Genomic DNA, 14,429 nt, shown 5'->3' on the forward strand with positions numbered 1-14,429 from the left:
CACCCCGCCCACCCTCGAGTCGCTCGTCGCGCTCTACGCCGAGCGGCTGCGGGCGAGCCGGGTGGACGCGGCCGTCGTCATCCTGAGGACGATGTGGGCCGTCGCCAGCGCGCTCCGCGAGGACGTCCGGTTCCAGGTGCGGGCGGACGCGCTGCTCGCGATCCTCGGCACCACGCTCGCCAACCCGACCGTCGACTACGGGGCGCTGCCCTACGGGGACCAGGCGATCGTCCAGCAGTGGCTTACCCGGTGCCCACCGAACCTGGTTCCCTCGCTGCGGAACGAGAGCTCGCCGGGGGACAACTTCAGGCACGCCTTCTACACGCTCAGCGAGCTGATAGCGGAGCTGTCGGGTGATCCGGTGGACCCGGCCTACCTGGAGCCCCGCCTGGTGGCCGCCGCGCTGCTCGCCGCCGATCTGAACGTCGTCCGCAAGGACATGGTGGGCACGATCGTGCCCTGGCTCGATCCGGAGATCCGGTACACGGTGCAGGCGGTGGCGGAGCAGAAAGGGCATCCGCTGCGCCGGCTCTGGCCCGAGGACATGCGCCTTCCCGAGCCGCTGCGGTCGGCGGCCGGGTCCGGGCCGGGCGCCGAGTCGCTGCTGGCCGCGATGTACGAGGTCGACCTGGCCTGGTGCCGGCTCGGCGGGATGCCCGCGCGGCCGCGCGGCTTCCCCGTCCCGACCGCGATCATCGCCGGGATCGTCGGCCGCAACCGCGCCCGCGCCACCGCCGCGTCCCCGGTGCCGACGCCGACGCCGCCGCCGAACCCGGCGCCCGCGCAGCCGGCCCCGTTCGGCATGCAGAGCCAGCCCGGTCTCGCGCCGGGGACGCCGCCGCAGCCGCAGGGGACGCCGTCCGAGCCCGACCGGCCGTTCGTGCAGCCGCCCGCGCAGCCGGGATGGGAGAACGCGCCCGGCCCGGCCGCCGCGCAGGCGCAGCACCAGATGCCGGGGCCCGGCCAGCAGGCCGCGTTCGCCCCGCCGGACCCGGTCATCAGCGGTTCCTCCGGCGAGGACGACGAGGCGAGCGCCGCGCCGCCCTACACCGAACTGGGTTTCCAGCGCCCCGCCGCCTCGCCGCAGCCGGCCCCCATGCAGTCCCCGGCGCCGATGCAGAGCCCGGCGCCGCCTCCGCCCGCGCCCGTGCAGGCCGACCAGGCGCCGGCTCCGCAGCCGGAGCCGCAGCTCGGCGGCTTCTCGCCGCCCGAGGAGGAGGCGGACGAGGACTTCGTGCCGCCCTACACGCAGCTCGGCTACCAGCCGGCCGGCGCCGCCCCGCCGCGGCCGCCCGTCCAGCCCTCCGTTCAGCCGCCGCCGAATCGGCCCGTGGCGTCGAACCAGCCCGCGCCCGCGGAGCCGGTGCCTCAGCAGAGCCCGGCCGACCCGATGCCGACGTCATTCGACGCGTACTCGACCCGCGTCGAAGGCGGCCGGCAGCCTGCGCAGCCCGGCCCGTCCCGCCAGGGCCCGCCGCCCGACCAGCCGCCCAGCACACGCATCCTCGGCCCGGGAGACGTGGAGGACGACCCCGCCGGGCAGCCGCGGCCCGTTCCGGCAGGCGCGGGCGGCGCGGGCGGGAACCCGCCCGGGACGAGGGTCATGTCCAAGACGATGGTCGGCGACTTCGACTTCCTGGACGACACGCCGTCCCCGGAGCGTCCCGTCGACGAGATCCCGCCGCCCAGCGACCGCAGCACCCGCCGCGTCCTGGAGCGGTTCGGGTTCGGTTTCCTCTACGGGGAGCACGACGCGTCCGTCCTGCTCGCCGACGTCCGCGCGCAGGCCGAGGAGTGGAACGCGCCGAGCGGCGACCAGGTCGAGGCGACGCGGGTGGATGGCGCGCCCAGCGCGATCAAGTCGGGCCTGCCCGGCGTGCTGCTGGTCGGCGACCCGCACTCGGGGCAGCGCCGGCTGTCCCGGATGATCGCGCTGACGCTGGCCAACGCGGGCCTCGGCGACGGGTCGATCCGCGCGCACGACGCCGAGGACGTCCGGAACGCGCCGCCGGAGCGGATCGGGCAGATCCTCGCCCAGCCCGGCCCGGTGATCCTGTTCGAGCGGCTGGACGTCGCGATCAACGACGCGGCCGATCCGGGCGCCGTCGTCGGGGCGGTGCGCCGCGCCCGCCGCGACCCGGTGAACACGACGCCGGTGATCGCGACGTGCGAGCCGCGCGCGTATCGGCGGCTGCTGCAGGAGCATCCGAAGCTCGTGCAGGCGTTCCGCGTGCACCGGCTGCCCGACTTCAGTGACCTCGACAACCGGATGACGCTGCTGCACCTGCTGGCCGACGAGCGGCGCGTCACGATCGGCGCGGCCGCGCTGGAGACCGTCCGGGCGGACCTGGAGCGGCTCCGCGGGCCCGGCGACCTGGTCAACGCCCGGCTCGTCGAGGCGTACCTGGACCAGGCGGCGCAGCGGAACATGGAGCGCGCCGGGGCGTCCCACGACCGGCTCGTCCTCACCCCCGACGACCTCGCCGGCGTCGCGGAGGGCATCGAGCCGGCGCTGCGCCCGCCCGGCGACATCGGCGGCTACCTGCGGCGGCTCGACCACCTCACCGGGCTGGACGACGTCAAGGCGGCGGTCCGGGAACTGGCCGACGAGGCGGCGCTCGCCGCCGACCGGGCGCGGTACGGGGTGTCCGCGCAGGACGCCCGGCATCTGGTCTTCACCGGCCCGCCCGGCACCGGCAAGACGACCGTGGCGGGGCTCGTGGGCGGCATCTACGCGGCGCTGGGGCTGCTGCGGTCCGGGCATGTGGTGGCGTGCCGTCCCGTCCACCTGGCGGGACGCGACCAGGTCGACACGCGCAACCGGGTCGCCGCCATGGTCGACCAGGCGCTCGGCGGGGTGCTGCTCATCCAGGAGGCGTACCGGCTGGACCGGACGCCCGCCGTCGTCGCCGAACTGCTGCGCCGCATGAGCGAGGGCCGGTTCATCGTCGTCTGCTCCAGCCCCGCCGCGGAGATGGAGGGGTTCCTCGCGGGCAACCCCGCGTTCCGCGCCGAGTTCGGCCGGGTCCTGGAGTTCACCGGGATGGGCGACCGCGACATGGTGCGGCTCTTCCAGGGCTACGCCGAACGCGATCTCTACATGCTGGACGAGGAGCTGCGCGTCGAGTTGCTGTCCCGGCTGGCCGCGATGCGCGAGGACCCCCGGTTCGCCTACGCCCGGACCGTCCGCGCCCTGTTCGAGCAGACGGTGGCGCGGCAGGCGGCCCGGCTGGCGGGTGCCGACGTCAACGCCGCGACCGTGGCCCGGCTCACCGCCCGCGACCTGCCTGAAACGCCGCTGGAGCAGCTCCTCGGAGACTTCCGGGCCGGCGGCTGATCCCGGGCCGCGTCCCTGCGCGGGCGGGACGGTGGCATCAGATGGGCACCACCCGGGAAGACCAGTGGGCAAGGTGGTCCGCGAATGGCCCTCTTGGGTCATGTGCCCGTCGGGGCGGGAAGCGTAGCCTCGAACCCGGGTGTGGGGAGGAACGGAGGTGGACGCGGTGCGCCAGTATCTCGATCTGCGCGTCCACGACCGTGTCGCGCTGGACGAGATCGAACTCTATGCCGAGATGCTCAGTGCGGTGGCGGCGGCGGAGCGGCCGCTGACCGTCGCGGAAATCGACATGGTGCTCGGGGTACGGTCCGACGCTGCCGGTCGTCGCGAGCTGACACCGCAGGACTAGTCCAGTACTGGTTCCGGGGCTCGCAGGTTCCGGGGACGCCGATTCAGGGCGTCCCCGGTTCGTCGTACAACGGTTCCTCGTGCAGCGGTTCCTCATGCACCTGCCGGACGTCCTGCGGGGCCTTGCCGGACGCCCGCAGCCCTGCCGACGGGTGCGGCCACGCGCAGTGGTGTAACGAATATCACGTCCCGCCGGGCGCGCCGCCGCAGGTGACCGCCCCTGGACGCCGCCGGAGGCCCGAACCGGCGGGGCATTGCGCCAGATAGGGGAGCCTGCAAGGGGTATGTACCTGGTGATCTAGGGCAATCTTGTAGGTGAGAGGATGGGTGACACCAGCCGAAGCTGGGGCAAAGGTTCTATTTACGGCGGGTAGCGCCTACGATCCTCTGCGGACTGTTCCAGCACATCAGGAGAACGACGTGCGCTTGCGTCTCACGCCGCGTGAGGACAGCTTCTACGACATGTTCGCCGACTCGGCGAACAACCTGGTCACCGGCGCCAGGCTGCTCGTGGAACTCATCAGCGACGGCGCCGACCGGGCGGCGATCGCGGAGAAGATGCGCGCCTGCGAGCATGCGGGCGATGAATGCACCCACGCGATCATGCGGCGGTTGAACGAAACGTTCATCACGCCCTTCGACCGCGAGGACATCTACCGGCTGGCGTCGACCATAGACGACGTCATGGACGAGATGGAGGAGGCCGCGGACCTCGTCGTCCTCTACAAGATCGACGAGTTTCCCAAGGGCATCGTCGCCATGGTCGAGGTGCTGGAGCGCGCCGCCGAGCTGACCGCCGAGGCCATGCCGCGGCTGCGCTCGATGAAGGAGCTCAACGAGTACTGGATCGAGATCAACCGGCTCGAGAACCAGGGCGACCAGATCTACCGCAAGCTGCTGGCGCACCTGTTCAGCGGCGAGTACGACACGCTGACGGTGCTGAAGCTGAAGCAGATCATCGACCGGCTGGAGGACGCGGCGGACTTCTTCGAGCACGTCGCCAACACGGTCGAGACCATCGCGGTCAAGGAATCATGAGCGCAGCCAAGGATCCCGGTGTGACCGTCACCCGGGAACCGGCCCCGGAGGACGATGCGTCCTCCCTCGGGGAGCAGGCCACGCGCCGGGTCTCCGGCCGGGCCTGGCTGCTGCTGCTGGCCGGCATCCTGCTGGTCATGCTCGGCGGCGCGCTCGGTCTCCGGACCGACGCGCAGATGGCCGTCCTCATCCTGGTCATCGTCGTGGCGCTGGTCTTCGACTACACCAACGGCTTCCACGACGCGGCCAACGCGATCGCCACGGCGGTCTCCACCCGCGCGCTGACCCCGCGCGTCGCACTCGGCATGGCCGCCGCCATGAACATGATCGGCGCCCTGCTCGGCGTGGGCGTCGCCAAGACCGTCAGCGAGGTCATCACCCCGCCGGACGGCCTGCACGGGCTCACCGTGGTCGCCGCCGGCGTGCTCGGCGCCATCACCTGGAACCTGATCACCTGGTACTTCGGGCTGCCGTCGTCGTCCTCGCACGCCCTCATCGGCGGCGTCGTCGGCGCCGGGCTGGCGTCGCTGTCGTCGGTGAACTGGTCCACGGTCGTCGACAAGGTCGCGATCCCCATGGTCGCGTCGCCGGTCGTGGGGTTCTGCCTCGCGTACCTGGTGATGGTCGCGATCCTGTGGATCTTCCGGCGCGCCAATCCGTCCCGGGTCGGCCGCCGGTTCCGCATCGCGCAGACCATGTCCGCCGCGTCCCTCGCACTCGGCCACGGCCTGCAGGACGCGCAGAAGACGATGGGCATCATCGTCCTCGCGCTCGTCACCACCGGGCACGCGGACGGCAGCACGGTGCCGTGGTGGGTGGTCATCGTCTGTGCGGGCGCGCTGTCCGCCGGGACGTACGCGGGCGGCTGGCGCATCATGCGCACGCTCGGCCGCAAGGTCATCGAGGTCGATCCGCCGAAGGGCTTCGCGGCCGAAGCGACGGCCTCCGTCGTCCTCTACACCACCGCGTTCATCTGGCACGCTCCAATCTCCACCACCCACACGATCACCTCGGCGATCATGGGCTCGGGCGCGACCAAGCGCCTGTCCGCGGTCCGCTGGGGCGTCGCCGGCAACATCCTGGTGGCCTGGGTCCTCACCATGCCCGCCGCCGCCGCGGTCGCCGCGGTGGTCTACTACATCGTCCACTTCTTCGGCGCGTGAACCGAACCGCCTGATCTGGCGGAACGGCCCGCCGTCCCTCTCGGGGCGGCGGGCCGTTCCGCCATTACCAGGCCATCGGGGTCACTGACCGGAGATGCGGGTCGGCGGGGGCGGGCTGACGGTGCCCTGGGCGTTGAAGTAGGCGACGAAGGTGTCCAGGTCGATGGCGCCGAGGACCTGGCCGGTGCCCTCGGTGAAGACGGTGAAGCCGTCACCGCCGCCGAGGAGGAAGTTGTTCGCCGCGACCTTGTAGGCGGCGGCCGGGTCCACCGGCGCGCCGTCGATCGTGATGGCGGAGACGCGGTCGCCGACGGGCTTCGAGCGGTCGATCGTGAAGTGCAGGTTCGCCGACGGCTGGAGGATCTTCTCGCCCGCGGACGTCCACTGCTGCTCCAGGAGGGCGTCGAGCTGCGCGCCGGTCAGGGACGTCACGCCCATCACGTTGCTGAACGGCTGGACGGCGAACGCCTCGCCGTAGGTGACGACGCCGTCGCCCTCCGAGCCGCTCGCCGCGTAGGTGAGGTCGGTGCGGACGCCGCCGGGGTTCATCAGCGCGACCTGCGCGCCGAGTTCCTGCGTGCCGGCGAGCTGGGCGTCGGCGATCACGTCGCCCAGCGCGGTCTCGCCCGCGGGCGACGGCGTGCGGGTCAGGTCCGCGGTGATCTTGCCGATGGGCTTGTCCGCGATGGTCGCGACGCGGTCCTTCCAGGTCTGGACGAACTTCTCCGTCGCCGGGTCGGGTGCGATGTCGCGGGTGACGACGTGGTTGTCGGCCTTCACGGACGAGCGGACGATGTCGCCGGTCCGCCGGTTCACCTTGAGGTCGACCTGGGTGATCACGCGGCCGAAGGACGAGCCGGAGGAGAAGAGGCGCGGCTGCCCGTTCGGGTCCTTCACCGAGCAGATGTACTGCTGGTGCGTGTGCCCCGACAGGACCATGTCGATCTCGGGGTCGGCCTCCTGCGCGATGCGCGAGCCGGCGCCGGGGATGATGCCGCACTGGTCGGGACGGGTGCCTGGCTGGACCTGGTCGCCCTCGTGGACGAGCAGCACCATCGCGCGGACGTGCCGGCGCTTCAGCTCGCGCGCGGCCCGGTTCGCGGCGGCGACCTCGTCGTCGAACCTCAGGCCCTTGATGCCCTCGGCGGTCACGATGCTCGGGGTGGTCTTGGTGACGACGCCGATGAACCCGACGCGGACGCCGTTGATGCGCCGGATCGTCCACGGCTTCAGGATCGGGCGTTCCCGGTGGCCGCGCTCCTTCAGCACGTTGGCGGCGAGGTAGTCGAACTTCGCGCCGCGCCACTCGCCCTCGGGGGAGCAGCCGTCGACGGGGTGGCAGCCGCCGTTCTGGATGCGCAGCAGCTCCTGGTAGCCCTCGTCGAACTCGTGGTTGCCGACCGCCGACGCCGTCACGCCGATGTTCCCCATGAACTGGACGGACGGCTCGTCGTGGTAGGCGGCGGAGATCAGCGGCGAGGCGCCGATCAGGTCGCCCTGGGCGACGGTGAGGGTGTCGCGGTTCCGCAGCTGCTTCAGGTGGGCCGCGATGTAGGCGGCGCCGCCGGCGAGGACGGTGTCGCCGTTCTCGTCGATCGCCCGGCCCGAGCTTCCGGTCGGCGGTTCCAGGTTGCCGTGGAAGTCGTTGAGGGCGAGCAGGCGCACGGACGCGGTCGGTGCGGGGCGTGCGGCGGCGGGTTGCGCGGCCAGGCCCATGACCGTCAGCCCCGCCGCGGCGCAGGCCAGGATGGTGCGTCGTCGAGTCATTCTGTGGACGGTAGGTTCGCCCGGCATACGGATTCCGGCGACACGATGACGTTTTTGTGACGAATCAACCAGGACGCCGGAGGAGCCCCAGACGATCATTCGCCCACCTCGCCGCATAGGGTTGCGGACGTGAGTGAGCTGCGGGCGCGCGGGACGCTGGGGAAGGACGAGGTCGCCGAGGCGCTGGCCCTGGCGGACGCCGCCGAGCGGTCCGACGGGGTCGGACCGCTGTCCGAGCACGCCGTGCTGGCGCTGCGCGGCGGGCGCCCCGGCCTGGCGGTCTCCGACGGCGGGGCGATCGTGGCCTACGCGCACTTCGACCCCGCGAGCGAGACGGAACCCGCGGCGGGGGAGCTGGTCGTCCACCCGGATCACCGGCGCCGCGGGCACGGGCGCGCGCTGCTCCGGGCCTTGCGGGACGAAGCGGGCGGCCCGCTGCGGGTGTGGGCGCACGGTGACCTTCCGGCCGCCGCCGCACTGGCCGGCTCGGAGGGGATGGCGCGGGTCCGCGCGCTGTTCCAGCTGCGGCGGCCGGCGTCCGATCCGCTGCCGGAGACGCGCGTCCCCGACGGGGTGTCCCTCCGCACCTTCGAGCCCGGCCGGGACGAGCGGGCGTGGCTGGACGTCAACGCCCGCGCCTTCGCCGACCACCCCGAGCAGGGCGCCTGGACGATGGACGACGTCCGCGAGCGGGAGGCCGAGGACTGGTTCGACCCGTCCGGCTTCTTCCTCGCCGAGCGCGACGGGCGGCTCGCCGGCTTCCACTGGACGAAGGTCCACCCCGGCAAGATCGGCGAGGTGTACGTGGTGGGCGTCGACCCCGACGCGCAGGGCCTCGGCCTGGGCCGCACCCTCACGCTGCGGGGTCTGCATCACCTGCGCGACACCGGCATGGACCAGATCATGCTCTACGTGGACGAATCGAACGTCGCCGCCGTCCGCCTCTACGAGTCCCTGGGCTTCACCAGATACGCCGTAGACGTCATGTACGCCTGACCCCGTCACCCGCCCTGCCGACCGACCCCGCGGGGCGCTGCCCCGGTGCGGGCGTTCTCAAACCCGGTTGAGCCTGTCTCGACCGGGTTTTTGATCGCGTGAGCTGCGCTGTTAACCCGGCGTCCATGGCAAATCGGGGCATTCTTCGTGGTCGTGCACAGCTCCGTTCATCTGCCGTTCACCCGGAGCGGGGCGGCTGGTCACCTCGCCTGCCTAGCGTCGCACTCGACGGCGAACCGACGTCCGGCCGAGACCGCGACGAGGGGACCCGGCCGACGAAACTAAGAGGAGACCCTCCGGTGAAGAACGGTTCCCGACTGGCCGCCCTGGGCGGTGTGGTCGTCGCGGGCGCGCTGGCCCTGTCCGCCTGCGGGAGCGACAACAACACGACGGCGAGCTCGAGCAGCGCGCCGGCCGGCGACATCGACTGCGCGAAGGCCAGCGTCAACGCGGCGGGGTCGAGCGCGCAGAAGAACGCGATCGAGGAGTGGACGAAGCTCTACGCGAGCAAGTGCGCGGGCGCCAACCTGAACTACAACCCGAGCGGTTCCGGCGCCGGGATCCAGGCGTTCACCAGCGGTCAGGTGTCGTTCGCCGGCTCGGACTCGGCGCTGAAGCCCGAGGAGGCCGCGGCCGCGCAGAAGCGCTGCGAGGGCGGCAGCGCGCTGAACCTGCCGATGGTCGTCGGCCCGGTCGCGGTCGTCTACAACGTGCAGGGCGTGGACGGGCTGAAGCTGTCCCCCGAGAGCATCGCCAAGATCTTCTCCGGCAAGATCACCAAGTGGAACGACCCGGCGATCGCCAAGGAGAACGAGGGCGCCAAGCTCCCGTCGTCCGACATCAAGCCGGTCTACCGGTCCGACGAGTCCGGCACCACCGACAACTTCACGAACTACCTGCACACCGTCGTGCCGGACGTCTGGACGTGGGAGAAGGCCAAGAAGTGGCCGAACTCCACCGGCCAGGGCGCGGCCAAGTCCGACGGCGTCACCAGCCAGGTGAAGAGCACCGCGGGCTCGATCTCCTACGTGGAGATGTCGTACGCGACGAACAACAAGCTGCAGACCGCGCACGTGAAGAACGGCGCCGGCGAGTACACCGAGCTGTCGCCGGAGAGCGCGTCCAAGGCCGTCGCGGGGGCGAAGGTCACCGGCACCGGCAACGACGTCGCCCTGGAGATCGACTACGCGACGAAGGAGCCGGGCGCCTACCCGATCGTCCTCGTGACCTACGAGATCGCCTGTGAGAAGGGGCTGCCTGCCGAGCAGGCCGGGTTCGTCAAGTCCTTCCTCACCTACACCTCCAGCGCGGACGGCCAGAAGATCCTGACCGACCTCGGGTACGCGCCGCTGCCGCAGAGCGTGCTCACCAAGGTCCAAGCGTCCGTGAAGGCCCTGGCCTAGGCCCCGTCCTAGGCCCCGTCCCGAAGGCTCTGTTCTAAGGACATGTCCTGACGGCACGCGACCGCACCTCCAGCCCCGCCGCCGACGACCTCGGCGTCGGGGCCGGAGTGGGTTCGAACAAAGGAGGATCCCCCATGGCCACCGAGACCGTCGGGGCCCACGCGGCCGCCCGGGAGCGCGCCATCGCGCCGATGGGCACCGGACGGGCCGGAGACCGCGTCTTCGCCGGCGCGGCACGCGGCTCCGGCATCACCGTGCTGGCGATCGTCGCCGCGATCGCCGCGTTCCTCGTGTGGAAGGCGGTCCCGGCCCTTCAGGACAACAAGGCGAACTTCCTCACCAGCGAGACATGGAACCCGAACGCGACGCCGCCGGAGTTCGGCATCGCCCAGCTCGCGTTCGGCACGGTGATCTCGTCGCTGCTCGCGATGCTCATCGCCACCCCGGTCGCGATCGGCATCGCGCTGTTCATCTCGTTCTACTCGCCGCGCCGGCTGGCGTCCGGGCTCGGCTACGTCGTCGACCTGCTCGCCGCCGTCCCCAGCATCGTGTACGGGCTGTGGGGGCTCGCGTTCCTCTCCCAGCACATGGAGGGGATCAGCGCCTTCCTCAACGGCGCGCTCGGCTGGATCCCGCTGTTCGGCGGCGACAGCCCCGGCAAGAACTCGATCTTCACCGCCTCGGTGGTGCTGGCGATCATGATCCTGCCGATCATCTCGTCCATCTCCCGGGAGGTGTTCCTGCAGGTCCCGCGCGCCAACGTGGAGGCGGCGCTGGCGATCGGCGCGACCCGCTGGGAGATGATCCGGATGGCGGTGCTGCCGTACGGGCGGTCGGGCATGATCGGCGCCTCGATGCTCGGCCTCGGCCGCGCGATGGGCGAGACGATCGCCGTCGCGATGGTGCTGACGTTCGTGCCCGGCATCAACTGGCACATCCTGGAGAACGGCGGCGCGACGTTCGCCGCGAACATCGCCAACAGCTTCGCCGAGGCGTCCGTCACAGGGCGCGGCGCGCTGATCGCCTCCGGACTCGTGCTGTTCGTGATCACCCTGGTCGTCAACATGGCCGCCCGCGCGGTCGTCGCGCGCCGGAAGGAGTTCGCGTGACCACCGTTTCCACCGGCACGGGCGCGCCCCGCAAGAGCGGGAGCCTGACCTCGGTGTCGCCCGCCCGCAAGTTCAAGGACCGGCTCGTCCAGGGGCTGGTCTATCTGGCGTTCGCGTTCGCGCTCGTCCCGCTGGTGTCGGTGCTGTGGACGGTCGTCGTCAACGGCGCCAAGCGGCTCGACCTGACGTTCTTCCAGTTCTCGATGAACGCGGTCAGCGGCAGCGACCCCGGCGGCGGCGCCTACCACGCCATCATCGGCACCCTGGAGCAGGTCGCGATCACCACCGCGATCGCCGTCCCGCTGTCCATCCTCACCGCGATCTACCTGGTCGAGTACGCCGGCAACGGGCGCCTCGGCAAGGTCATCAGCTTCACCGTGGACGTGATGACGGGCATCCCGTCCATCGTCGCGGGCCTGTTCGTGCTCGCGCTGTGGCTGCTCACCTTCGGGTTCGACTTCTCCGGGTTCGCCGGGGCGCTGTCGCTGACGATCCTGATGATCCCGACCGTGGTCAGGTCCGCGGAGGAGATGCTGAAGCTCGTCCCGAACGACCTGCGCGAGGCGTCCTACGCGCTCGGCGTCCCCCGCTGGCGGACGGTCTGCTTCGTCGTCCTGCCCACCGCGATGACCGGGATGGTGACCGGCGTGATGCTCGCCGTCGCCCGCGTCATGGGCGAGACCGCGCCGCTGCTGCTCACGATCTTCTTCACCAAAGCGATCAACAACGACCCGTTCAACGGACCGCAGGCGTCCCTGCCCACCTTCATCTGGGAGCAGGCCGCCGACCCGAGCCAGCACTCGATCGACCGCGCCTGGACCGGCGCGCTCGTGCTGATCGGGATCATCATGCTGCTCAACCTGGTCGCCCGCCTCGTCGCCCGGCGCACCGCGCCCACGAGCCGCTGACCCTCGGAAAGGACAACCATGGCCAAGCGGATCGACGTCTCCGGGCTGCACGCCTACTACGGCGGCGTCCACGCCATCGAGGACATCTCGATGACCATCGAGCCGCGCTCGGTGACCGCGTTCATCGGGCCGTCGGGCTGCGGCAAGTCGACCTTCCTGCGCACGCTGAACCGGATGCACGAGGTCATCCCGGGCGCGCGCGTCGAGGGCAAGGTCATGCTGGACGACGAGGACCTGTACGACTCGTCCGTCGACCCCGTCGCGGTGCGCCGCGTCGTCGGCATGGTCTTCCAGCGCCCCAACCCGTTCCCCACCATGTCGATCTACGACAACGTCGCCGCCGGGCTCAAGCTGAACGGCGTCCGGCGCAAGTCCCGCCTGGACGAGATCGTCGAGGAGTCCCTGCGCGGCGCCAACCTGTGGAACGAGGTCAAGGACCGCCTGGGCAAGCCCGGCGCCGGCCTCTCCGGCGGCCAGCAGCAGCGCCTCTGCATCGCCCGCGCCATCGCCGTCCAGCCCCAGGTCCTGCTGATGGACGAGCCCTGCTCCGCCCTCGACCCCATCTCCACCCTCGCGATCGAGGACCTGATCGACAAGCTGAAGACCCAGTACACGATCGTGATCGTCACCCACAACATGCAGCAGGCGGCGCGCGTCAGCGACCGCACCGCCTTCTTCAACATCGCCGGCACCGGCAAACCGGGCAAGCTCATCGAAATCGACGACACCAGCAAGATCTTCGCCAACCCAGAGCAGAAGGCCACCGAGGACTACATCACCGGCCGCTTCGGCTAACGAACACGGCCTACGCCGTCCCCTCTCACAAGCGCCTCCGATGACCACCGGCAAGGCGCCCGCCGCCATGCCCAAGCGAACGACTCGACCCCGTCCCACCGCACCGCACCAGCACCGCCTGCAGCAGTGGCGCGCCGATCAACCATGAGTCAGTGAACGATGACGTTGAGTGTTCTATTGTGCCGTTGGCTTCAGAGGTGAATGGCGGCCTAGGCGGTGATCAGGATGGCGGGCAGACCTCGCCGCGTCCTGGTGGGTCTGATCACTGCGGCCTCCGCGCTATCGGGGTGCGGCCGGGGTTCGGACGCGGGCGCGGGGACCGTCCAGGCGGGGCGGGCGCATTGCGGGCAGGGCTGGAATCAGGCACGTGCCGGTTCACGGACCCTGCTGGTCCACAACGGCGACTCCTCAGCGGTCGATGTCACCGTCGTCTCGGGCGGGGCGGTCTTCGCGGAACTCGAGGGCCTAGGGCCGGGAACGACCCGCCCGCTGCGGATGAGCCTCGCAGCCGGAACGTACAGGGTCACATGCCGACCGGAGGACGCCTCGCCCGTCAAGGGGCCGGACGTCGTCGTGACCGGCGCGGCACGGGGAGCGCCCGGCGTCCGACCGATCACGCGCAACGACTTGTATCCGGCCTCGCGCGCCTACCGCGCTTATGTTTCTCACGGGCTCGGGACGCTGGAGGACCGCACGGACGAGCTGCGCGACGCCGTCCGGTCGGGCGACCTGGCCGCGGCACGCGCTGCATGGCTACCCGCACATCTCGCCTACGAGCGGCTCGGCGCCGCCTACGGAACGTTCGGCGACTTCGCCGACAAGATCGATGGTCGCCCGGCGGGCTTGCCGAAAGGCGTCCACGATACCGATTTCACCGGGTTCCACCGGGTGGAGTACGGGCTGTGGCACGGGGAGCCGGCGGTATCCCTGCGCGCCCCCGCCGACCGCCTCGCCGCTGACGTCGAGTCTCTGCGGGGCGACTTCCCGCACGAGCAGATCGACCCCGGCGACCTCGGGTTGCGCGCCCACGAGATCCTTGAGAACACGCTCCAGTCCGAGCTGACGGGCAAGGCCGACCAGGGCAGCGGGACGGTGCTCGCCACCGCCGCCGCCAACGTCGATGGGGCTCGTGCCGTCCTCCGCTCCCTGCGTCCGCTGCTCAAGGACCGGATGGACCTGGCCGAGATCGACACCTGGCTCGGCCGCACTGCGCACCTGCTGCGGGCACAGCATCGGCACGGCGAATGGACGCCGCTGGACCGGCTGAGCACCGTGGAACGCGAACGCATGAACGGCACCGTCGGCGAACTCGTCGAACTTCTGTCATCGGTCGCGACCATCGCCGCGGTCAGGACAAGACCATGAGCCCCGGTCTTCCAATGGAGGCCCCAAAGCGGACGTCAGAACGGTTCCGGAGGGACATCCGGGGCGGACGCCGGCGTGGCGCGGTCGGAAGCGGACTGGCAGACACAGGGCAGAGGGCGTGAGCGGGCCGGGGCGTCGTGCGTTTCTGCGCGGGGCGGCGGTCGCCGGCGTCGCGGGCGCGGTCGTCCGGGGCGGGCCGG

11 protein-coding genes are annotated in these 14,429 nt (G+C 71.3%); 10 read left to right on the forward strand and 1 reads right to left on the reverse strand.

Going from position 1 to position 14,429, the window contains the following annotated elements:
* The 4 genes from E1284_RS30285 to E1284_RS30300 form a co-directional block, all read left to right on the forward strand.
* Window positions 1-3,337: AAA family ATPase (locus E1284_RS30285; RefSeq protein WP_131943576.1), on the forward strand; the 3,337-nt coding region annotated here is incomplete at its 5' end.
* Window positions 3,338-3,494: 157 nt separating this feature from the next.
* The gene (locus tag E1284_RS30290) at window positions 3,495-3,686 is read left to right on the forward strand and encodes a hypothetical protein (RefSeq protein WP_163052579.1); all 192 of its coding nucleotides are present in this window, start codon (window positions 3,495-3,497) and stop codon (window positions 3,684-3,686) included.
* 419 nt (window positions 3,687-4,105) lie between these two features.
* On the forward strand, window positions 4,106-4,723 hold the full coding sequence (locus E1284_RS30295; RefSeq protein WP_131943577.1) for a DUF47 domain-containing protein: 618 nt from the start codon (window positions 4,106-4,108) through the stop codon (window positions 4,721-4,723).
* Entirely contained in the window at window positions 4,720-5,886 is a 1,167-nt protein-coding gene (locus E1284_RS30300; RefSeq protein ID WP_131943578.1) for an inorganic phosphate transporter, read from the forward strand. The genes E1284_RS30295 and E1284_RS30300 overlap by 4 nt, the downstream gene beginning before the upstream one ends.
* A gap of 81 nt (window positions 5,887-5,967) precedes the next feature.
* Here E1284_RS30300 and E1284_RS30305 read toward each other — a convergent pair whose 3' ends face one another.
* Complete coding sequence (locus tag E1284_RS30305; RefSeq protein WP_131943579.1) at window positions 5,968-7,653, reverse strand: bifunctional metallophosphatase/5'-nucleotidase; 1,686 nt, start codon at window positions 7,651-7,653, stop codon at window positions 5,968-5,970.
* A gap of 129 nt (window positions 7,654-7,782) precedes the next feature.
* On the opposite strand from E1284_RS30305, the gene mshD reads away from it, so the two are divergent.
* The 6 genes from mshD (at window position 7,783) to E1284_RS30335 (ending at window position 14,229) form a co-directional block, all read left to right on the forward strand.
* The gene (gene mshD / locus E1284_RS30310) at window positions 7,783-8,649 is read left to right on the forward strand and encodes a mycothiol synthase (RefSeq protein ID WP_131943580.1); all 867 of its coding nucleotides are present in this window, start codon (window positions 7,783-7,785) and stop codon (window positions 8,647-8,649) included.
* Between the two features lie 299 nt (window positions 8,650-8,948).
* A complete protein-coding gene (gene pstS, locus E1284_RS30315; RefSeq protein ID WP_131943581.1) occupies window positions 8,949-10,052 on the forward strand; it encodes a phosphate ABC transporter substrate-binding protein PstS in 1,104 nt (367 codons plus the stop codon).
* A gap of 134 nt (window positions 10,053-10,186) precedes the next feature.
* Entirely contained in the window at window positions 10,187-11,161 is a 975-nt protein-coding gene (gene pstC / locus E1284_RS30320) for a phosphate ABC transporter permease subunit PstC (protein ID WP_131943582.1), read from the forward strand.
* Window positions 11,158-12,069 carry a phosphate ABC transporter permease PstA gene (pstA, locus tag E1284_RS30325; protein WP_243714837.1) on the forward strand — a complete coding sequence of 304 codons (912 nt, stop codon included), beginning with the start codon at window positions 11,158-11,160 and terminating at the stop codon, window positions 12,067-12,069. The genes pstC and pstA overlap by 4 nt, the downstream gene beginning before the upstream one ends.
* An 18-nt stretch (window positions 12,070-12,087) precedes the next feature.
* The gene (pstB, locus tag E1284_RS30330; RefSeq protein WP_131943583.1) at window positions 12,088-12,864 is read left to right on the forward strand and encodes a phosphate ABC transporter ATP-binding protein PstB; all 777 of its coding nucleotides are present in this window, start codon (window positions 12,088-12,090) and stop codon (window positions 12,862-12,864) included.
* A 573-nt stretch (window positions 12,865-13,437) separates the two neighbouring features.
* Window positions 13,438-14,229: an EfeM/EfeO family lipoprotein gene (locus tag E1284_RS30335; RefSeq protein ID WP_165965484.1), complete on the forward strand. Its 792-nt coding sequence runs from the start codon at window positions 13,438-13,440 to the stop codon at window positions 14,227-14,229.
* Window positions 14,230-14,429 lie beyond the last annotated feature (200 nt).

The organism is Actinomadura bangladeshensis (assembly GCF_004348335.1).
GTDB classification, from domain to species: domain Bacteria; phylum Actinomycetota; class Actinomycetes; order Streptosporangiales; family Streptosporangiaceae; genus Spirillospora; species Spirillospora bangladeshensis.